15 protein-coding genes are annotated in these 20,952 nt (G+C 55.2%); 5 read left to right on the top strand and 10 right to left on the bottom strand.

What is annotated here, in order from left to right:
- Positions 1-114: 114 nt before the first annotated feature.
- Entirely contained in the window at positions 115-504 is a 390-nt protein-coding gene (locus ABEA08_RS19875) for a rhodanese-like domain-containing protein (RefSeq protein ID WP_345337164.1), read from the top strand.
- A gap of 51 nt (positions 505-555) precedes the next feature.
- Here the strand turns inward: ABEA08_RS19875 and cysB are convergent, their stop codons facing one another.
- A complete protein-coding gene (cysB, locus tag ABEA08_RS19870; protein WP_345337163.1) occupies positions 556-1,530 on the bottom strand; it encodes an HTH-type transcriptional regulator CysB in 975 nt (324 codons plus the stop codon).
- 151 nt (positions 1,531-1,681) lie between these two features.
- Here cysB and ABEA08_RS19865 point away from each other — a divergent pair, with 151 nt between their 5' ends.
- A complete protein-coding gene (locus ABEA08_RS19865; RefSeq protein WP_345337162.1) occupies positions 1,682-2,446 on the top strand; it encodes a hypothetical protein in 765 nt (254 codons plus the stop codon).
- A gap of 94 nt (positions 2,447-2,540) precedes the next feature.
- Here the strand turns inward: ABEA08_RS19865 and topA are convergent, their stop codons facing one another.
- Positions 2,541-5,210 carry a type I DNA topoisomerase gene (gene topA, locus ABEA08_RS19860; RefSeq protein WP_345337161.1) on the bottom strand — a complete coding sequence of 890 codons (2,670 nt, stop codon included), beginning with the start codon at positions 5,208-5,210 and terminating at the stop codon, positions 2,541-2,543.
- A 329-nt stretch (positions 5,211-5,539) separates the two neighbouring features.
- On the opposite strand from topA, the gene astB reads away from it, so the two are divergent.
- Positions 5,540-6,871, top strand: coding sequence for an N-succinylarginine dihydrolase (astB, locus tag ABEA08_RS19855; RefSeq protein WP_345337160.1), 1,332 nt, complete (start codon positions 5,540-5,542; stop codon positions 6,869-6,871).
- Between the two features lie 76 nt (positions 6,872-6,947).
- Here the strand turns inward: astB and ABEA08_RS19850 are convergent, their stop codons facing one another.
- Positions 6,948-10,253 (bottom strand): invasin, encoded by a 3,306-nt coding sequence (locus tag ABEA08_RS19850; RefSeq protein ID WP_345337159.1) that lies wholly within the window; start codon positions 10,251-10,253, stop codon positions 6,948-6,950.
- A gap of 216 nt (positions 10,254-10,469) precedes the next feature.
- Between ABEA08_RS19850 and ABEA08_RS19845 the strand changes: the two genes are divergently transcribed.
- Complete coding sequence (locus ABEA08_RS19845) at positions 10,470-11,759, top strand: dicarboxylate/amino acid:cation symporter (protein WP_345337158.1); 1,290 nt, start codon at positions 10,470-10,472, stop codon at positions 11,757-11,759.
- Between the two features lie 457 nt (positions 11,760-12,216).
- Here the strand turns inward: ABEA08_RS19845 and sohB are convergent, their stop codons facing one another.
- On the bottom strand, positions 12,217-13,251 hold the full coding sequence (gene sohB, locus ABEA08_RS19840) for a protease SohB (protein WP_345337157.1): 1,035 nt from the start codon (positions 13,249-13,251) through the stop codon (positions 12,217-12,219).
- Positions 13,252-13,353: 102 nt separating this feature from the next.
- The gene (locus ABEA08_RS19835) at positions 13,354-15,954 is read right to left on the bottom strand and encodes a VolA/Pla-1 family phospholipase (RefSeq protein ID WP_345337156.1); all 2,601 of its coding nucleotides are present in this window, start codon (positions 15,952-15,954) and stop codon (positions 13,354-13,356) included.
- Between the two features lie 261 nt (positions 15,955-16,215).
- Between ABEA08_RS19835 and ABEA08_RS19830 the strand changes: the two genes are divergently transcribed.
- Positions 16,216-16,962, top strand: coding sequence for a YciK family oxidoreductase (locus ABEA08_RS19830; RefSeq protein ID WP_345337155.1), 747 nt, complete (start codon positions 16,216-16,218; stop codon positions 16,960-16,962).
- A 59-nt stretch (positions 16,963-17,021) separates the two neighbouring features.
- On the opposite strand, the gene rluB is transcribed toward ABEA08_RS19830, so the two are convergent.
- The 5 genes from rluB to ABEA08_RS19805 are packed head-to-tail and all read right to left on the bottom strand — an operon-like array spanning position 17,022 to position 20,821.
- On the bottom strand, positions 17,022-17,891 hold the full coding sequence (rluB, locus tag ABEA08_RS19825) for a 23S rRNA pseudouridine(2605) synthase RluB (RefSeq protein ID WP_345337154.1): 870 nt from the start codon (positions 17,889-17,891) through the stop codon (positions 17,022-17,024).
- Between the two features lie 11 nt (positions 17,892-17,902).
- Entirely contained in the window at positions 17,903-18,487 is a 585-nt protein-coding gene (gene scpB / locus ABEA08_RS19820; RefSeq protein ID WP_345337153.1) for an SMC-Scp complex subunit ScpB, read from the bottom strand.
- Positions 18,484-19,281: a segregation and condensation protein A gene (locus ABEA08_RS19815; RefSeq protein ID WP_345337152.1), complete on the bottom strand. Its 798-nt coding sequence runs from the start codon at positions 19,279-19,281 to the stop codon at positions 18,484-18,486. Before ABEA08_RS19815 ends, scpB begins: the two co-directional genes overlap by 4 nt.
- A 54-nt stretch (positions 19,282-19,335) precedes the next feature.
- Entirely contained in the window at positions 19,336-19,956 is a 621-nt protein-coding gene (locus ABEA08_RS19810) for an L-threonylcarbamoyladenylate synthase (RefSeq protein ID WP_345337151.1), read from the bottom strand.
- A 31-nt stretch (positions 19,957-19,987) separates the two neighbouring features.
- Complete coding sequence (locus tag ABEA08_RS19805; RefSeq protein WP_345337150.1) at positions 19,988-20,821, bottom strand: PHP domain-containing protein; 834 nt, start codon at positions 20,819-20,821, stop codon at positions 19,988-19,990.
- Positions 20,822-20,952: the final 131 nt, after the last annotated feature.

Raw genomic sequence — 20,952 nt, 5'->3', positions numbered from 1 at the left:
CCTCCAAGCGACTGGCCCTGTCACTCTCCTAGAGCACCGCCCGGCAGAATACCCCTTCCTCAGAGAAACACATAAACTGGTTTGCATACGCTAACCATTCGACAAGGATAGAAAATGACATCTGTCTTCCAAACATTGCCTATGCTGACGCGCCGTCTGCTCCCTTTGTTGCTCCTCATCGGCTGTGCAACGTTGCTCTCCACTCAGGTTCAAGCACAGAGCCGAGCGGAACAGGCCTGGCAGCTAATCGAACAAGGCGCTGTATTGATCGATGTACGCACGCCGCCGGAGTACCAAAGTGAACACCTAGCCGGCGCGCATAATCTTGAATACCAAACCATCACTCAGGCCATCAACGCCCTCAAACTCAACCAAGATCAACCCATTGTCGTGTACTGTCGGAGCGGGCGCCGCTCAGGGATCGCCGCCAATTCCTTATCAGCGTTAGGCTATCGGGTCCACAATGGCGGGGGTCTGGAGGAGTTAAAGGCGGCACGACGCTAGAAGTGAACACCGAGTTAGGCCATCCTCGATGGATGGCCCGATATGCGTCACTCAGCGCATCGGCAAGGCCATGCCTGCAAACATGGCATCGATCTGGGCCTGATCGCGCAGCCCCAAGGCTTGTTCCACCACCGGCCGCGTCAGGTGCGGGGCAAACCGCTCCATAAACTCATACATATAGGAACGGAGGAAACTGCCTTTACGGAAAGCGATCTTGGTTGTGTTCGCTTCAAACAGATGCGAGGCATCCACCACCACCAGATCTTTGCTGTCCTCCGGCTCCAACGCCATAGTTGCCATCACCCCTACCCCGAGCCCCATGCGTACATAAGTCTTTAACACATCAGCACTGGTTGCAGAGAACACCACACGCGGCTCGCCTTCAACCTGGGCGAAGGCTTTCTCCAACGATGAGCTGCGGTTAAAGCCAAACACATAGGTCACCAATGGGTATTGGATCAGCTCCTCCAGGCCCACATGGGCACACTTGGCCAGTGGATGATCCTTATGAAAGACGATCGAACGGTTCCAGTGGTAGCACGGCAGCATCACCAGATCGTGGAACAGGTTCATCCCTTCCGTGGCGATGGCGAAATCCGCGTCCCCTCGCACGGCCATCTCACAGATCTGATCGGGCGTCCCTTGATGCATCAACAGGTTCACATCAGGGTAGCGTTGGATAAAGCCACGGATCACCTCAGGCAGAGCATAACGCGCCTGCGTATGGGTAGTGGCGATATTGAGATCCCCTCGGTCGGGTTGGGTGTATTCCGACGCAACATTTTTTATCCCTTCCACCTTGCCAAGAATATCGCTGGCAAGCTCGATCACCTGCTGACCGGCTGGGGTAACGTGCGTCAGGTGTTTACCGCTTCGGCCGAAGATCTGTATGCCCAGCTCGTCTTCGAGCATCCGAACCTGCTTCGAGATCCCCGGCTGGGAGGTATACAGACTGTCTGCCGTCGCCGACACATTCAGGTTGTTATGAACGACCTCAACGATGTATCGCAATTGCTGCAGTTTCATACCTGCCTCTTACGCTAATTCTAAAGTGTTATATAGATAGCATAAAAACAACAGAAGTGTAATAAGGTGCGCTCAGCTAGCAAGATCAGAGATGCGCTCTAAGGGCAGATTGGTGTAGCATTGGAGCAAATAAAAAGGATCCAGAAAAACCATGTCTTTAACTCTTGTGTTGCTCTTACTCGGCGCCCTTCTTCTACTGGTTATCTGCGTTAATTTGATCCAGCAGCACAAAGAGCAGCTGGAGCTTGCTCGGCAGCAACAGCTCGCCAAGCACCGGGCCACCATCGATGAAACCGAGCAGTTACTGACCGCCGGTACTCTTCTACCAATGAGCAACGAGCTGCTGCTACTACTGAATCAGCGGATCCTCGATGCGATCGATGCCGCCTTAACCATCGAACGCAATCACAGCGACTATCTGCGCCGAAAGACTGACATCGAAGCGCAATTGATCTCACTGAACAAAAACGAAGGTGCAGCCAAAGGCTTGGATACCTTCACCGTCCCAACCAATGACAAACAAACCTTAAGCTTGGTACAGGCACTCAAACGTCTGAAAGACGTGTTACGCCATGAGCATAACAAGAGCCGCATTACCCACGATCTGTTTGTCAGCGAATCCGAACGAGCCGATCATCTACTGGCTCGGATCAACGCTACCGTCCTGCTCGACCGCGCCCGCGTCGCAATACAAAACAGTCAGCTGGGCTCGGCAAAACAGCTGCTGTCCAAGCTGATCAGCAACCTCAATGCGCAAAGCAGCGAAGACATCCTGTTTCGAGATGCCACCATGAACAAGGCCAACGCGATGTTGGCGGACATTGACCAACGTCAGCAGGCCAGCCTCCATAGCGGCAGTAGCGACAAGGGCAGCAATGAACTCGACGAGTTATTCCAGCCCAAGAAAAAGTGGTAGAACCGATTCCGACATTGCTACGCCGTCGGTTATAGCGACCAACAAGACGTAAAAAAGGCGCTCAATCGAGCGCCTTTTTCTATGCAACGAGATATCACTCCGCCTTCTTTGGCTTCGCTTTCGACTTCTTGGTCTGCTCTTCAACCCACTGACCGTTGACGTACTTGGCCACCCAACCGGTCGCCTTGCCATCAAGCTCAGAAGCCACATACTGCTCCTTGGTCTTACGGCTGAACTTCAACAGAGCCAGATTGCCGTCTGGATCCTGAGCCGGTGCATCCGCCAAATAATAGAATTTCGGCGAGATACGATCACGGAATCGTTTCAGCTCTTCGACTCGAGGCGCGCGTGTTTCGCGGCTTTTCGGGAAGGTACTGGCCGCCATAAACAAACCAGCGGCGCCATCGCGCAGCACAAAGTGCGCATCGGACTTTTCACAGGGCAGCTCAGGCAGCGGTACAGGGTCCTCCTTCGGCGGAGCAACCTCCCCACTTTTCAGAAGTTTACGTGTATTCTTACACTCAGCCCCTTTGGTATCGGTGCACGCAAAGTACTTACCGAAGCGGCCATCTTTGAGCTCCATATCTGAGCCACAGCGGTCACATTCGATCAGCGGGCCGTCATAGCCTTTGATCTTAAAGGTGCCCTTCTCAACCACATAGCCTTCACAGGTCGGGTTGTTACCACAGACGTGCAGCTTACGGGTTTCATCGACCAGGTAGCTGTCCATGGTCGAGCCACACAGCTCACAACGCTGGCGCGTGATCAGCGCCTCCGCCTCCTGCTCATCCGAAGTGATGGCTTCCGCCTCCTCTCCCGGTGTCAGGTTGATGGTGGTCTTACAGCGCTCTTTCGGCGGCAATGCATAGCCGCTGCAACCTAAGAAGACCCCGGTGGTCGCAGTGCGGATCCCCATTGGACGTTCACAGGTCGGACACGGAATATCCGTCAGCACCATCTGATTTGGGCGCATCCCGCCTTCGTCCACTTCCAGCTCGGCGGTTTCCAGTTTGTCTCCGAGGTCGAGGTAGAACTCGTTTAGAACCTGCTTCCACTCAAGATTGCCCTGAGCGATCTTATCTAGGGTCTCCTCCATCGAGGCGGTAAAATCGTAACTGAGCAGCTCTTCGAAATTCTCGACTAAGCGATCCGTGACGATCTCACCCATCTTTTCGGTGAAGAAACGGCGGTTTTCAACCCGCACATAGCCTCGATCCTGGATAGTAGAGATGATCGACGCATAGGTCGACGGACGACCAATACCGCGCTTCTCCAGCTCCTTGACCAAGGAGGCCTCGTTAAAACGTGCCACCGGCTTAGTAAAGTGCTGTTTAGGATCAAGCTTATTTAACTCCAGCGCCTCACCGATGGTGACCGCAGGCAAGGTCTTGTCCTCTTCGCCCTTGCGCCCCATGGGTGGCTGCGCCCGGGTCCAACCATCAAACACCATGATGCGGCCTTTAGCCTTCAGCTCGTAATCGCCCGCTTCCACGGTAATGGTGGACGCATCGTACTTGGCTGGCATCATCTGACAGGCAACGAACTGGCGCCAGATCAGCTCATACAGACGCTGTGCATCACGCTCCATGGTGCTGAGGGTGCTGGCTTTGGTGTTTACATCCGAAGGTCGGATCGCTTCGTGCGCTTCCTGAGCCCCCTCTTTAGAGCCGTAGCGATTCGGCTCTTTAGGCAAATATTTACTGCCGTACTCGGTGCCAATGAAATCACGAGCACTCTCCACCGCCTCTTTGCTGAGGTTGGTCGAGTCGGTACGCATATAGGTAATGTGGCCCGCTTCGTAGAGGCGTTGCGCCAACGTCATCGTCTTTTTCACCCCAAAGCCCAGGCGCGTACTCGCCGCCTGCTGCAATGTCGAGGTGATGTAGGGGGCCGATGGACGGCTAGAGCTGGGTTTATCTTCGCGCTTGCTGATCCGGTATTGCGCCGACTGGAGTGCCGCTACCGCCTGATCAGTATGGTTCTTATCACCCAGCTTCAGGGTTTGGCCTTGGTATTTCGCCACCTCCATCCGCAACGCAGCGCCACTGGCGCTCGACAGATCGGCGTGAATGTCCCAAAACTCCTCAGGCACAAACGCGCGGATCTCCCGCTCTCGCTCGACGATCAGGCGAACCGCAACGGATTGAACCCGTCCCGCCGACAGACCACGAGCCAACTTCTTCCACAACAGCGGTGAGACAGAGAAGCCCACCAGTCGGTCGAGGAAACGACGGGTTTGTTGCGCATTGACCTTGTCATGATCGAGAAACAAGGGTTGCGCAAACGCATCCTGGATCGCGGACTTGGTGATCTCATTGAACACCACCCGGCGATAACGCGCGTCATCGCCGCCGATCACCTCCTGCAAGTGCCAGGCGATCGCCTCTCCCTCTCTATCCAAATCCGTTGCGAGATAGACGGTGTCGGCTTTTTCCGCCAAGGTTTGCAGCTCTTTTACTACCTTTTCCTTGCCCGGCAAAACCTGATAGTCCGCCGCCCAATCCTGCTTGGGATCGATCCCCATACGGGCGATCAGCGTCTGATAATCCCGCTGTGCCTTGTAACGTGCTTTTTCGTCCGGCGCCATCTTGCGCACTTCGGCCGCGGTCTTGGTCGGCGCAGGCTTCTTGGTCGACTGACTGGCGGAGGTCGGCAGATCGCGAATGTGACCCACGGAGGATTTCACGACAAAGTCTTTGCCGAGATACTTATTGATGGTTTTCGCCTTAGCCGGCGACTCCACAATGACCAGAGATTTGCCCATGAGACTGGTTAGGACCTTATTAAACGCTGTGGATAGTAATTTGGCTTCATATATAGAGGCAGTCGGGTTCAGATTCAACCCTAGCGCAGTCGGAAGCCACACGCTTAGACGATTTTTGCTCAGTTAAACTTTTTTTAGCGACTGAACACGCAATTGCAGAAAGTACTAATGCATCAGAGCCCGACAAGCAAGCAATAGTTATGCATTTGTTAGCTTTCGCTCCAATTTTGACCGCTTGAGCCGCTTTTAAGACGCCGTATACTGGGCCGAGCTCGTCATCCCGCGTCTGCGTTGGTGATCCTTGCAGGGAAGAATTTAGGAAGGAATTTATGCATTACGAAGCCAACTTCGACGGACTTGTCGGTCCGACTCATAACTATGCCGGGCTCTCCTTTGGCAACATTGCCTCAGGCTCGAATGCCAACGCCGTCGCCAACCCAAGAGCCGCGGCACTGCAAGGTCTAGATAAAATGTTGGCCCTGCAGCAGATGGGGCTGGTACAAGGGGTGTTGCCACCTCAGTCTCGGCCCGATCTCGACACCCTGCGTCAACTTGGCTTTTCAGGTCAACCCGGCCAGATCCTCGATGCCGCCTACCGCCAAGCGCCGGAATTGCTACTGGCCTGCTATTCCGCCAGCAGCATGTGGAGTGCAAACGCCGCGACGGTCTCACCCAGTGCCGACAGCGCCGATGGCAAGATCCACTTTACCCCGGCCAACCTGATCAACAAGCTGCACCGGGCCATCGAGCCGGTGCAAACCCAGCGCACACTGCAAGCCGTCTTTTCCGATCCCGACCATTTTGTGCATCATCAACCTCTGCCGTCTCATCCAACTTTGGGTGACGAAGGCGCCGCAAATCACACACGTCTGTGCCGCCAATACGGCGAAGCTGGTTTGCAACTGTTTGTCTATGGTCGCAGTGAATGCCGCAAAGATGAGCTTGAGCCCGTCCACTTTCCTGCGCGCCACACCCTTGAGGCCAGCCAAGCCGTTGCCCGCCTGCATCAGCTCGCTCCCGAGCGCACCCTGTTCCTTCAGCAAAACCCAGCGGTGATCGATCAAGGCGTGTTTCACAATGATGTGATCGCCGTTGGCAATCGCGAACTGCTGCTCTGCCACCAACAGGCGTTTTTTGAGCAAGCCAACGCACTGGATCGGATCCATCAAGCCTTCGGTGAAGGCCTTACCGTCCTCGAGGTGCCAACCGAAGCGGTCTCGATCGACTCGGCGGTACAAAGCTACTTATTTAATACCCAACTATTAACCTTGCCAGACGGACGCCATGTGCTCGTCGCCCCGACGGAATGCCAGGACAACACGGAGGTCAACACCTACCTGCGCGAACTCACCGGCAGCACTGGCCCCATTGCGGAGGTGATCTACCTGGACGTTAAGCAAAGCATGCAAAACGGCGGCGGTCCGGCGTGCCTACGTCTACGCGTGGTGCTATCCGAGCGGGAACGTGCCGCGGTCAATCCTGAGTGCCTAATCGATCCCGCCAAACATCAGCAATTAACCCAATGGGTTCAGCGCTATTATCGCGACCAACTCAGCCTGGACGATCTGCGCGATCCGGCGCTGCTGGACGAAAGCCAATCCGCATTAGATCAACTCACCCAATTGCTGAGTCTGGGTAGCATCTACCCGTTTCAACGGTAGCCGACCATCACCCGCCGATGTCATAGGTAAAAGGAAGGGCCAGCGATCGCTGGCCCTTCTTACTTATCGCTTCCGCCTACCCATCATCACGCACAGCGAGAGTAAAGGTTCTCGGACTCCCCTTCGGGGTTTGTACTGTGATCAACAAGGTTCCGTCCGTCTTTTCGTTTGGAGTAGTCTCCCGCTCCAACACAAACACAAACGCCAATGGGGTCATCGTTGCTATGTTAGGAAAGGTGTAGCTGCTGCCAACGCTCAACTCACCGTTGCTGGTTGTCGCTTCAATGGTCGTTCCAAACGGCAGCGGATTGTTGTTCAGATCCGTCAAATAAAGGCGCAATGTCTGACTGGGATCTCCGGTTGCCGTTGTCAGATCCACCTCATCACTTCCATCCAACACCAGCCCATCGCGGGTGAGCTTGCCGTATGGCCAGCTTCCTGACATGACAATCGTTACCGACCGGCGCACATCGATTTGCGCATAACCGCCATCTACCCCCGTATCCACACAATCTGCCGTGGAGTCTTCGTGGCATAACAAGCCGGTGTATAAGCCATCTTTCCCGTTAAAGCTGCCATCGCGGTTAAAGTCCACAAACTCTTCGTTGATCGCCCCAGCCGGCACCAAGCCAGAGGGGTTAACCCCATCCACATCGTGGTCTCGGAACTGGCCATCCTCGTTATCGTCACGAAAAGCTTCTGACAGATCCGTCACCGTCGACAACTCAGCCGAGTCGAACTGCCCATTGCCGTTTAAGTCGACAAAACTCTCCTCTCCGATCGCATAAGCCAACACCGTGGCGCGGCCGTAGCGGGGTTCATCAATCGCCTCTGGAACATAACTGCCAGAACCACCGTCCACCAAACACGGCGGAGCAATGCTTCCTAAGTTATCCGGGTTACGGCAGATCTCATCTGACACGACTTGTCCACGTGCTTCCACAAAAGGACGAGGGTTTTGGCTGCGCCACTCAACCGAACAACCGCCTAGCGGATTAGGACGAGCGTCCTTCGGGCCCGTCTCACAAGATGCATCAACGGCTCCGCCTTCAGCCCAAAAACTGACGATCGTTCCATCAGGGACAGGATTATTAAAGTGATCGGCGGCAAGTGCATTCACACTCACCAGCTCATTATCGTGACTCCAGCCTTCTGGGTTAAATAATGAAACCGAGACGGAGAAGCTGTTTTGATCAGCTAGGCCTGTGCTGATCACCATCTCATCCGAAACATTGGAAATGATGTCCGTGCCGTCGGTCCACATAGCGAAAACCTTCACCGGCGTCGGCACAGATCCAGCATTCACGGTCGCAAAGACTTCACCGTCCCCATTGGAATAACCGTAGCCATACTTGCCCAGAGCAGTCCCTTGAATATTGCTGCAGTGACTCAACTCTGCCGCGGTCGGATCCGGGAACAGTGTAATACCGCCGACATCCGTTGCCAGCTCAAAACACACCAAGGCGTTCTCCACCGCCGCGCCCGAACTATCCAGCAGCTTAAAGGTCACCACAGACGACTCCGTACGCTGGCCTGTGCCAGCGATACCGCCACTGCCTTTAAGCGCCAACAGTTTTTCTGACACCGACACGTATTGGATCGACCCCACACCCGCATCAGCCACTTCAATGGTGGTGGCATTGCTAACGGTGGTTCCCCCAGTCAATGCCGTTGCGGTGATGGTGTCCGTTCCACTGCATCCCATTGCACGATATGTTGCCTGCGCCACGCCAGCAATCGTCGATACCGGGCTATCTATCACCGCACTGCCTGCAAACAGGCAGTCTGAACCGAGCTCAATCTCAAACGGCTGACCTAATGCTGGGGTATCATCCTGATTCAAAACTTCCACCGTTACTACCGTCGTGCCGCCAGCTGGCAAAACCGAGTCCCCAATGGTGGTGGCCAACGCCAATTTGACATCAACGCGGCCTATCTCAAACGCCTTCGTTGCACTCTGCCCTCCCGTCGAGACAGTGATCTCCCCCGCGCCAACATCGCCATTGGCGTACAGATCCAAGATGGCGACTCCGTCACTGTTGGTCACTGCAGTACCAGCAGTTGGACTGATCCCACCCAGTGTCGTCACGCCCAAAACCAGCGCTTGTTGCAATGGCTGGCTGCCCCCCGCCTGAGTCACAGTGACACCGATCACGCCCGACTCGGTATTAGTGATATTGTCGGTCGTTTCACACGCAGAGAAGTTGCGCAATGTGCGGTCCCAGCCCGGCGCTTGATGGCAATCATAGATATCGAACGCGATGTGAGGCACTAAGGTGTCCGGATCGATCACATCGCCTAGTGTGATGAACCCCAGACTCTCCTCGGTACCACGATAGTTCGCCGTAACCTCACCAGCCCCTTCAATACTACCGGCTTCCAACGCCATGGTAGCCACACCATTACTGTCAGTCAGTGCGGTGCCGAAAGCCGGCAGCAGATTGCCTAGCGTACTGGTGAAACTCACCACTTCTCCAGCGAGTACCTGCTGTTGGTTGTCTTTTAGCGTGACGCGAATAAAGCCCGGCTGGTCCGCCGATATCGTGCTGATAGCGCTGCCGGCAATCGAGTCCAGCAGCTCTACAGTCAGCATATTCCCGTCAGAGCCCGACTGCGGTGGCGCGTCACCGGCCGTAGTAAAAGCAAAACTATCGGTATAGTCCTTGCCGTCGTAGCTGAACCGAGCCGTCGCCATCGAGCCACCGGCTTGTTCACCTGGTAACAGCGTAACGTGCGCAGCACCGCTGCTGTCCGAGATCGCGGTGCCTAGCGATGGGTTTATCACGCCCACCGGATCGACAGAAAATGCTACAAATTGATCCGGAAGCGGCTCTCCATCCAAAGTGACATTGGCTTGCAGTTTTCCCGGCTCATCCTGAGAGACGATCTGGATGGGCTCACCTTGCAGATCATACAGCTCAAGCGAAATGGTCGGCACGCCAATGGCACCCGCCATAACTTCATAATTCACAGAGCCAACATAGCTTTCGCTCTCTGACTCAAAGGTAACCGTCAGCGTACCTGCACCAGACAAAGCACCAGCGATGAGCTGAACTTCTGCGACCCCATTGCCATCGGTCAGCTTGCTATCAACCGACAGCGCGCCGGGCCCACTCAGAGAAAACATCAAAACCTGCTGAGCCGACGTTGGGCCTTGCAGCGTTGCCTTCACCTGTAACGGCTGTTCTGTGGTGACTTGAGTGGCTCCTTGTTCATTGGCATCCAGTAGCACCACGCTGATCTGGTAGCTGTCGCCGCCACTTCCAGTGTCCCCTCCATCCCCCAGATCCGATCCGGAGCTATCCAAGCTCCCTCCGCCACTACACGCTGCCAGCATGACCATGCCAAATAGCGCAAAGAACAACCGATAAAAACAACCCATTAGCGACTCCATGCCACAAAATCATCCAAATCACACAACCCTAAAGCTACCACCAAGCCACCCAATAGACACCAACTTTTCACACCAGCACCACACTGGTAGCGCGACAGCAAACCCCACCTATAAAGTTATGCAAAAAGCCTCTTTTTTGTTGCACCCCCTTCCTGATAGGCTATCGGCCATTAGAAAAACGATAAAATCTGCAAAGGAAGTTATATGAGCTTAAATTCCACTAAGAAAATGGGCCTAACCACCCAGATCCTGCTAGGAATGTTCTTCGGGTGTGCCGTCGCTTTGATGTTGCGCAACCTGCTGCCTGGCAATGAACTGGTACAAACCATTTTTACCGACGGGATCTTTAATGTTCTGGGCTCGATCTTTGTATCCGCCTTGCGAATGCTGGTGGTCCCACTAGTCTTTATCTCTTTGGTTTGCGGTACCTGCAACCTGTCCGATCCGAGCAAGCTGGGTCGCCTCGGTGGCAAAACCGTCGCCCTGTACCTGTTGACCACCGCCATCGCCATCTCCCTGGCAATGGCCGCAGCTATCCTGATCCACCCGGGTAACGCGTCACTACAGCAGGAAGAGATGGCCTTCGCCGCAAAAGAAGCGCCCTCTCTGGCACAGGTCGTGATCGATCTGGTACCACGTAACCCTCTGGCAGCCATGGTCGAAGGCAACATGCTGCAAATCATCGTATTTGCCATTATCTTCGGTTTCGCCATCGCCCAACTGGGTGAAAAAACCGCCCAAGTACGTTCCTTGTTTAACGAGCTGAACGATGTGGTCCTGAAGATCGTCAACATCGTGATGATCTTGGCCCCTTACGGTGTGTTTGGTTTGATCGCCAAGCTAACCATGACCTTGGAAGCCGATGCATTCACCTCTGTATTGAAGTATTTCTTCGTTGTCTTGGGTGTACTGATCGTTCATGCACTAGTGGTCTACCCACTGTTGCTGAGTGTATTGGCAGGTCAGAACCCAATCACCTTCCTTAAGAAAATGCTGCCGGTACAGATGTACGCATTCTCTACCGCCAGCTCTGCGGCAACCTTGCCGATCACCATGGATAACGCAGAAAAGAACCTTGGCGTTAATAACCGCGTTGGCTCTTTCACCCTACCACTGGGCTCTACAGTCAACATGGATGGCACCGCAATCATGCAAGGTGTTGCCACCATCTTTATTGCCCAGGTGTTTGGCATCGACTTGTCATTTGCTGACATGCTGATGGTTATCCTAACGGCAACCTTGGCTTCTATCGGCACCGCCGGTGTTCCAGGCGTCGGCCTGATCATGCTGGCCATGGTACTGCAACAAGTTGGCTTGCCAGTGGAAGGTATCGCACTGATCCTGGGCGTTGACCGCTTGCTGGATATGGTACGCACCGCAGTTAACGTCACTGGCGACACCGCCGTTTCTGTGATTGTGGCCAAGTCCGAAGAGGACTTTGACCCGGCGATCTACAACGATCCAAACACCAGTGGTCAGCTGAAAACCGCGTAAGCGTTATTGACTCAGAGTGATCCGAAGGCAGCTGAAAAGCTGCCTTTTTTACGCCCGGCACTCCGGTCAACGTCGCCTTCAACAGCCGAACTGCGCCACCGTCGTTATAACCATGCCCTTCACAATCGCTCCTCCGTGCTCCTAAAGTCATTCGGCAGAGCCGCCGCTCTCGCTCCCTCACTCTTTACCACGCCCCCCTCGCTGACATTGACTCCACTATTTCAGGATCCCACCGTCGAGCTAGCCAGCCGAGCGCAACAACGCATGTGACTTTGCAATCCACAACACCAGAGTTGATGGTAAAAGGCAAAAGCCGCGCGTTACGGCTCAGTCGATCGACTTCACCCCATCAGACTTTGCCACGTCCGCCCTTTATCCGTTCCGGCCCGACCCGACCCAACCTGAGACAAAAAAGCCCTGCATTGTTACCAATGCAGGGCTTAGACATTGAGGAAGCTTAGCGCTTAACGGATTGACCCATCTCAGCCAGCTTCAAAGCAACGGCTTCCAGGGTCGATTCGGCTCCCTTGCCGAATCGCTTTGCCAGATTCTTTTTCTCAACGTACTGCAACTGAGTCACGCTCTTCTGCTTAGACTGCTGCATCACGTAATCATCAGAGGTTTGCAGCACATCGACCAGACCTAGCTCCAAAGCCTGCGTACCAAACCAGTGCTCTCCGGTCGCGACCTTGCTCAGCTCCAGTTCTGGCCGGTATTGGCTGACAAACTGTTTAAACAGCTCGTGAGTGTGCTCCAACTCTTGCTGGAACTTAACGCGCGCCTCCTCGGTATTCTCTCCAAACAGGGTCAGGGTGCGTTTAAACTCGCCGGCGGTGTGCTGCTCAAAATCAATGTCGTTTTTCTTCAGCAACTTATTGAAGTTTGGCACCTGTGCGATCACACCGATGGAGCCAATGATAGAGAAGGGCGCTGCGATGATCTTATCCGCTACGCACGCCATCATATAACCGCCACTGGCCGCCACCTTATCGACGGCGATGGTGAGTGGGATCCCAGCATCGCGGATCCGCGCTAGCTGACTGGAAGCCAAGCCATACGCGTGCACCATCCCGCCACCACTTTCGACCTTAACCAGCACCTCATCCTTCGACTCAGCCACCAGCAGTAAGGCGGTGATCTCTTCACGCAGACAAGCCACCTGCGCCGCATCGATACCGGCTTTAAATTCGATCACAAACAGGCGGCCATCCCGCCCCTTATCTTTATCCGCTTTTTGCGCTTTCTGCTTGGCTTTTTCCTCAGCCTTACGCGCTTTCGCCTTGGCCTTTAGCTGCTCTTCACTCAACAGCTCTGACTCAAGCTGATGCTGGTAGCCTTCCAGCGTTTCTGACAGATCATGAAGCTTCAAGCTGCCCTTATTGCTCTTTGCACTCTTACCTGCCGCGGCCGCCAGCACGATAATGGCCCCGGCCGCCGCCACCAGCGTTACGGCTTTGGCCAAAAACAGGCCATATTCGTATAGAAACTCCAAGGTTCTCTCCCAAAATTGAAATACCGCTCTAGTGTATCCAAAGGCCAATACCGAGAGAAATGAAAAAGCCCGGCATTTGCCGGGCTACCGTTCAAGTTCAGACTATTGCGCGCCGAGTATCACGCCCGGATCGTTGATCTTAATGCTCCGCCCCAGCGTCCGTGCGTGCTCAACCACCTGAGTCTGCATCTCAACCGTGGCTCGTAAGGACTCGACCGGATCGATCCCGGAAATTTCAGTATCCGGAGTGATCAATGAACTGTGATGTCCCTTGCTAAAACGAACCGCCCCACTTACCCGCTCGGGGCTTGATAAGAAAGTGGTCTCCGTGACAGCCGGCAAGCCTAAGGCGGCGATCAGCGGCTCTGTCCCAGACAGCGGGAAGCTCGTCACAGAATTGGGCAATGTCTGATCCCCAGGATTGGTCCCGCCGAGGCTCTCATCACCGACGATCTCAACCAGGTGCACCGGCGCCCCGGTCGCCACCAATTGTGCCGCATGATTGATCGGATCCATTGCATCAACGGCGGTTTGTACCGCTAAAGCAAAGGGTGGGATCACTACCGCATCAAGCGCTGCGAGTACTGCCGCATCACACTCTGGGATATCAAGTAATACGCCATCGACCACGCAGTCTGGAGCAGCGACCATCATCAACTCAACCAAGGGAGAGATACCGGTTTCCGGATCAACAATTGAGAGCTGAGCAATGAGCTCAGCTTCCAGCTGAGGTCGAAAAGCTGCCGAACCGGCAAACGCTCCCGCCAGGCCACCGGCAGGTGCTACCAGACTGGCATTCGCAAATGCATAAGGGTTGAGACTTTCGCCAGCGTCAAAGCTGTTAGCGTACGCAGTGACGGAGGTGCCAACGATACCTCCCAAACTCAAGCCCTGGAGGCTGACTCGGCTCAAATCAAAAATCGGAGCCTGAGACATGGCGACCTGCTGAGACACCAATGCAGTCAATGCCAAGCGCAACCCCAGGTTATCAATGATCCCCTGGCGAAAGTTATCTCTCACGGTCAATGAGCTGGCAATATTTACAAAGTTCAGCGGATTGCCATTATCAAACAGGTTAAAACCTGGGAACAAGTCGTTCAGGCTGCTGTCCGTTGCAGACACTTCAAAAGCACCTGTCGTTGCATTAAGCAACTTGGAACGCTCACCATGCAGTGGCATATCGATGCTGACGGTGGCGATCCCCGCAGCCGTGTACGCCCCCGCAACGGCCAGTGTCGTCTCCTTTGTGCCTCCAAGGCCATGAAGATTAATGGAAACCGGCCAACCGGTTGCCGGCGGCGTCCAGTTTGGATTCCCCTGTAACGCGTAGAAAGCGGCGAGCTTAATCGGATCCGGTATGGAGATCAGCACAGGAACGGATTCCCGGATCTGGCCCCCACCAAGACAGGTCATCAGAGCTGCGCCACCACAGGGATTGGGCACAGGATTAAAACGGGTCAAATGCTTATTGACGTCGACTGGCATGCCGGCACTCTCACCGGTATCCAAGACAAACTGGCCGCCAACCAGCAAACTTGGATCCACCAAGGCTGCTTGCGGATCGATCCCCTGGGCCTGGGCCTGGGCTGTAAATCCGTCCATGCTCAGGCCATCCCCCTCCAGCGCTTGGATCACCGCCAACGGACTGTCACCCAGCGCGCCCCAGCGACCAGCGATGTCGTCACTATCCACCGGGAAGGCCTGCAGATAGGGCAGCCTCAGCTCAGCAGTATAGAGATCTGCCATATCCGCCAACGCGCACACTTGACCGGAGCAGGTCGGATCGGCCACCCTCAAGCCCAAACGATCCGCCACTGTCATCCCTATGGGGGTCGGAGCCACAGACCACATGGGGGCAAACAGCGGTGAAACCGAAACTTGGGGATCTGGCTGCAGCCCATCCGCCATCAACATCGCCGTAGTGGCCACCACATCCTGCACCGACTGCGTGGTAAACACGCCAGAGTAGGTAATATTGGCCTTATCGACAGAGTGAGCAGCAGCCAGGCTGGTCTCATAGTTATTGACCAAGTCCTGCAAGAACAACTGATCCGGCGTAACCAATGGCTCTTCGTTGATATCCAGTTTCAACAGTTCATAGTTGGTGGATGGCGCGATCTCCAGACCGGCGCTGTCCATCAGTTGAGTAGTGGTGATCACCGCATAACTAGTGACCGGCGCCAAAGGCTGGATCGGCACCACGTTAACGCTGTTGCCGCTGGCTACGGTGACAAAGTCCGTTCCATACATCAGCTCCTCGCCCACCTTACAGATGCTCAATAAGAGCGCGGCCGTACATTCGGGATCCGGAGACAAAGGGCCGCCCAAGGTCACATTGAAGACACGTACGGAGCCTGGTGCCTCGGCAGAGACAGGATCCAAGGTAACACCTTCGCTGCCTGGAATAATTTCAATGCTCAACGGCATGAGAGTGGACCAGCCATCCAAGGCACCCAATGCGATCTGGGGATCCAAATAATTGCCGCTCTCCACCTCTCCTGGGATCTGCAAGGTGCCGTCCGGCGTACCATTGAACAGGAGATCATTCGGCAGAGGAAGCACACCATTTCCAGGATCAAACGCGATCCGCGAAAGCGGTGCCGGCGTCACACTGTCGTTGATGATGTCCTGATGGCTGTCCCCACTGCATCCCACCAGTCCCATCGCTGACGAAATGGCCACACCTAGCAACAATCGTTTCATGTACTCTCCCCAATCCTTTGCTTTTCTTTTGTCTTCCAGCTCAGCTTTGGTCACAATACTGACCTATGTTGGCACACAGAAAACACTCTGAACTGACTGTTCCTTTAGGAAAAGTAACGCAGAAACCAGACGTTAGCTACAACTTCAAAACAATTGTTTGGCAACTCTGTCAGGTTTGATGACTCAAGTGTTTTAAACGATTGATTAATGTCAACTTATGGGAATTTTAACAACAACTTAAAATAAGAACGGGAAGTCACCATGTTGGAATATCAGGCTCAGGCAGACGCACTCAAAGGCAAGATCATTCTGATCACCGGCGCCGGCAGCGGGATCGGCCGCAGTGCCGCACGGCATTACGCCCAATATGGTGCCACGATTATTTTGCTGGGACGCACCACCGCCAAGCTGGAGCAGGTGTATGACGAGATCGTCGCCGCCGGCGGCGCAGAGCCGGCCATTGTCCCCTTGGATATGAAAGGGGCGACCGAGCAAAACTATCAGGACATGGCACAGACCATCCTAGAACAGTTTGGCAAGCTTGACGGGTTACTACTCAACGCCTCCATCTTGGGCGCAGTTACCCCCTTCGAACAACTGGAGCTCGAGACCTTTAATGAAGTCATGCAGGTCAACGTCACCGCCCAGTTTGCCATGACAAAGTCGCTGCTGCCTGTGCTGCGCTTGGCACCGAAGGCCTCGATCATCTTTACCAGCTCAGGGGTCGGGCGACATGGCCGCGCCTACTGGGGCGCCTACGCCATTTCGAAGTTTGCCACCGAAGGCATGATGGAGACACTTGCCGACGAGTTGGCTGGCACCAACGTCCGCGCCAACTGCATCAACCCGGGTGCCACCCGCACCAAGATGCGCGCCACCGCTTTTCCTGCGGAGGATCCGCAAACGCTGAAGACCGGCGATGATCTGATGCCGACCTACCTCTACCTGATGAGCGACGACAGCATCGACGTCAACGGTCAGAGCCTGGACGCACAGCCCAAACGCTGATTTTTCCTTCCAGATCAAAAAAGGCAGCCCGCGGGCTGCCTTCTTCATTCAAAGCGCTGTTATTTACCGCGCTTTGGCGTGGCTGAACGCGCCTTATGGCGGGTCACAGCACGACGGATCTTATTGGTCTTCAGCGATTTCTGGCGACGCAGGCTGGCCTTATCTTGGGCCAACATGGTGCGGCTCTCCGGATCCATCTCCACCAGCTTACGCAGGTAGTTGACCTGATCCAGTGGCAACTCCATCCAGCCGCCGCGCGGCAAACCTTTCGGCAGTGGGATATCACCATAGCGGATCCGCATCAGTCGGCTCACCTGAACCTCCTGGCTTTCCCACATACGACGAACCTCGCGGTTACGGCCTTCACTCAATACCCCGTGGTACCAAGTGTTCATCCCTTCACCACCGGCACGGCCCAAACGGCGGAACTTGGCCAAACCATCTTCCAGCTCGACCCCATTGCGCAGTCGATTCAGCATGGCGTCATCCACTTCACCAAAGACGCGGATGGCGTACTCACGCTCAACCTCACGAGAGGGGTGCATCAGACGATTGGCCAACTCGCCGTCGGTGGTGAACAACAGCAATCCGGAGGTGTTGATATCCAACCGGCCTACCGCGACCCAGCGGCTGTCTTTCACGGTCGGCAGGCGATCAAACACGGTCGGGCGTCCTTGAGGATCGATACGAGAACACAGTTCCCCTTCCGGCTTGTAATACGCCAACACTCGGCAGATCACATCTTCTTCCGATTTCAGGGACACGGTGTGGCCGTCGATACGGACCTTTAGCTCACTGCCGTCAACACGATCACCCAGCTTGGCCACCTTGCCATCGATGCTGACGCGTCCAGCGGCGATCATAGCCTCCATCTCACGACGGGAGCCATGACCTGCTCGAGCTAATACTTTCTGTAACTTTTCGCTCATTGATCTCTTCTTTAATGTACCTGTAGCTCAGGCTCTATCGCGGCTTGGCTGAACAGCGCCGTCAGCGCCTGTTCATCGTCCAATGCCGGCAGACTCGCTAAGCTGTCCAGGCAAAAATATTGCAAAAATTCATGGGTTGTCGCGTATAACGCCGGGCGTCCCGGCACCTCTTTGTGACCCACCACACGTACCCAACCACGATCGGTCAAGGTGCGAATGATGTTGGAGCTCACCGACACGCCACGCACCCGCTCTATCTCGCCACGGGTGATCGGCTGACGGTAGGCGATCAACGCCAGGGTTTCCAGCAGCGCGCGCGAATAGCGCGGCGCCTTCTCCTGCCAAAGCGCACCTAAATACGGACTTAAGTCTGGATGGCTTTGGAACCGATAGCCACCCGCGACCTGAACCAATTGTACGCCTCGAGGCCGATAGTCCAGCTCCAGCTGGTCTAACACCTCGTTAATACGGCCGAGCGATACCGCGAAATCCGCCAGCACACTTTGTTTCAGGCCCTTCGCACTGAGCGGCCTGTCCGCCACAAAAAGCGCGGCCTCAATCAACTGCTTTAACTGCTCATCATTGATCCGACTCATGCTCTCGCTCTCACATGGATCTGGCTACCCGGCGCGACTTGCTGCAGCTCGATCAGGCCCTCTTTGGTGAGTTCCAAGATCGCAAGAAAACTGACCACCACCCCGGCCTTGCCTTCCTCCGGGGTGAACAGCGCCTGAAACGGCGTAAACCGCTCAGGCGTCAACAACGACAAGATCAAGCTCATCCGCTCCCTCGTTGACAGTGCCTCTTTCTCGATCTGATGGTGCTCAAAATGATCAGCTCGCTGCACCACTTCCCGCAACGCGCCGATCAACTCGGTCAGATCCACCTCGGGCGGTACCACCACCGGAGCCAGATCCGCCGCACGCATCGCCGACGCCGTCCAGACATCCCGCTCCATGCGCGGTTGGTCGTCCAGATCCTGCGCCGCCTGCTTGATCACCTCATAAGCCTGCAGCTGACGGATCAGCAAGGTTCGAGGATCTTCCTCCTCATCCTCCTCACTGATCTGTCTGGGCAGCAACAAACGGGATTTGATCTCCGCCAGCGTCGCGGCCATCACCAGATACTCCGCCGCCAGCTCAAACTTCATCTGCTCCATCAGCGCGATGTATTCCATATACTGACGCGTGATCAACAGCAGCGGCAGATCGAGGATATCCAGCTTCTGCTTACGGATCAGATATAGCAGCAGATCCAACGGCCCTTCGAACGCCTCAAGGATCACCTCCAGCGCCTCCGGCGGGATAAACAGATCCACCGGCGGCTCCATCAGGGGCTCGCCGCGCACGATCGCCAAAGGTAAGGGCTGCTGGACAGTAGGAGCGTTCATAGGCCGAATAAAAAACGCGTCATTATAGGGGCGGTTGATGGCTTTGTCAGCGAATTATTCAAAGGCTGTGGGATCGCCCGCCCCCTCCCGTACAACGCGAGGCTGATCATCACTGAAATCCACCACAGTGGTCGGCCGCTCAGCCAGAACACCGCCATGAATGATCAGATCCAACTGATGCTCTAATTGATCGCGGATCTCTTCCGGATCGGACTCAGCCAACTCCGCGCCCGGCAGGATCAATGACGTCGACATCAACGGCTCCCCTAACGCCTCAAGCAAGGCTAATGCGATCCGATTATCCGGCACCCGGATCCCAATGGTCTTACGCTTCTCATTCAGTAAGCGGCGCGGCACCTCTTTGGTGCCCTTAAAGATGAAGGTATAGGGCCCTGGGGTGGCACTCTTTAGCAATCGAAAGGCGGTGTTATCCACCCGCGCATAGAGTGACAACTCCGCCTGATCGCGGCACATCAAGGTAAAATTGTGATCGCTTTTCAACTGACGGATCCGGCAGATCCGGTCCAGTGCCTTCTTATCGCCAAGATGACAACCCAGCGCATAGCCTGAGTCGGTCGGGTAGGCGATCACCCCGCCCTTGTGGATTAAAGCAACGGCCTGATTGAGCAGGCGAGCTTGCGGATTATCCGGATGTACATAAAAAAACTGGCTCATACCCTTTCCTTAGGCTGGCGCGGCAGAATGCTCATTGGTGATCCCACCCCAAATGATCCCACACTCCAGGTTGCGGCGGTCGGTGCAACCCCCGACCTAATTCAACCCAGCGACTGGGAAAATGAAAATCTGAACCCGCAGAGATCAACAATTCGTACTCTTGTGCCAATGCCAGTAAAAACTGCCGTTGCTGGGTATTTTGCTGACAGTGGATCGCCTCCATGGCACGACCACCCGCCACCTTAAACTCCACCAGAAGCTTGCGTAACCATTTGTTTGATAGTTGATACTTACTTGGATGCGCCAAGACTGCAAGCCCGCCGGCCTGCTCAATAGCGTGGATCGCCTCCGCCACGCTGCACCATTGATTACTGACATAGGCGCTTTGACCACGGCCCAAGTACTTGTCAAACGCCGCCTGCTTAGCGGTCACCAACCCCCGCTCTTGCAAAACCCGCGCAAAATGGCTGCGACCAACGCTGCCCCCATCGGCATAGCCCATCGCCTGCTCCAGCGTTCCGTCGATCCCACGTTTGGCCAATTTGGCCGCAATGGCCTCTGCTCGGCTGATCCGCCATTGCCCGTGACGATCCAACAATCGGTTGAGCGGCACATCGTCTGGATCAAAGTTCAACCCGATGATATGGATATCAAAGCTATGCCAGCGGGTGGAGATCTCCACCCCGCTGATCAGCTGTAAGCGGCTGCCCTGCGCCGCTTGTCGTGCTTCCGCCAACCCCGCCACCGTATCGTGATCGGTGATCGCCAGGATCTCGACCTGCTGGTTTAATGCGCGCGCCACCAGATCAGAGGGCGTTAACGTGCCGTCTGAGGCCCGAGTGTGACAATGCAGATCGATTTTCATACGTTACCTTAATGACTGGCCCATGTTGAGTTCGGCGGGTCGATGCAGCGACCGCCAAGACATGGGCCACAGTGCTGCCATTGTACGTCACTCCGATGAGAATGTCCGTCTGAGTGAATTTTGCGCTTGAC

This window comes from Ferrimonas pelagia, from assembly GCF_039543565.1.
In the GTDB taxonomy this organism is placed as follows: domain Bacteria; phylum Pseudomonadota; class Gammaproteobacteria; order Enterobacterales; family Shewanellaceae; genus Ferrimonas; species Ferrimonas pelagia.
This window is presented reverse-complemented; position numbering and strand designations above follow the sequence as displayed.

What these genes read in the sequence shown, in the direction of transcription:
- ABEA08_RS19875 (WP_345337164.1), top strand. Translation starts at nt 115, where the DNA reads ATGACATCTGTCTTCCAAACATTGCCTATGCTGACGCGCCGTCTGCTC.
- cysB (WP_345337163.1), bottom strand. Translation starts at nt 1,530, where the DNA reads ATGAAACTGCAGCAATTGCGATACATCGTTGAGGTCGTTCATAACAAC.
- ABEA08_RS19865 (WP_345337162.1), top strand. Translation starts at nt 1,682, where the DNA reads ATGTCTTTAACTCTTGTGTTGCTCTTACTCGGCGCCCTTCTTCTACTG.
- topA (WP_345337161.1), bottom strand. Translation starts at nt 5,210, where the DNA reads ATGGGCAAATCTCTGGTCATTGTGGAGTCGCCGGCTAAGGCGAAAACC.
- astB (WP_345337160.1), top strand. Translation starts at nt 5,540, where the DNA reads ATGCATTACGAAGCCAACTTCGACGGACTTGTCGGTCCGACTCATAAC.
- ABEA08_RS19850 (WP_345337159.1), bottom strand. Translation starts at nt 10,253, where the DNA reads ATGGGTTGTTTTTATCGGTTGTTCTTTGCGCTATTTGGCATGGTCATG.
- ABEA08_RS19845 (WP_345337158.1), top strand. Translation starts at nt 10,470, where the DNA reads ATGAGCTTAAATTCCACTAAGAAAATGGGCCTAACCACCCAGATCCTG.
- ABEA08_RS19835 (WP_345337156.1), bottom strand. Translation starts at nt 15,954, where the DNA reads ATGAAACGATTGTTGCTAGGTGTGGCCATTTCGTCAGCGATGGGACTG.
- ABEA08_RS19830 (WP_345337155.1), top strand. Translation starts at nt 16,216, where the DNA reads ATGTTGGAATATCAGGCTCAGGCAGACGCACTCAAAGGCAAGATCATT.
- rluB (WP_345337154.1), bottom strand. Translation starts at nt 17,891, where the DNA reads ATGAGCGAAAAGTTACAGAAAGTATTAGCTCGAGCAGGTCATGGCTCC.
- scpB (WP_345337153.1), bottom strand. Translation starts at nt 18,487, where the DNA reads ATGAGTCGGATCAATGATGAGCAGTTAAAGCAGTTGATTGAGGCCGCG.
- ABEA08_RS19815 (WP_345337152.1), bottom strand. Translation starts at nt 19,281, where the DNA reads ATGAACGCTCCTACTGTCCAGCAGCCCTTACCTTTGGCGATCGTGCGC.
- ABEA08_RS19810 (WP_345337151.1), bottom strand. Translation starts at nt 19,956, where the DNA reads ATGAGCCAGTTTTTTTATGTACATCCGGATAATCCGCAAGCTCGCCTG.
- ABEA08_RS19805 (WP_345337150.1), bottom strand. Translation starts at nt 20,821, where the DNA reads ATGAAAATCGATCTGCATTGTCACACTCGGGCCTCAGACGGCACGTTA.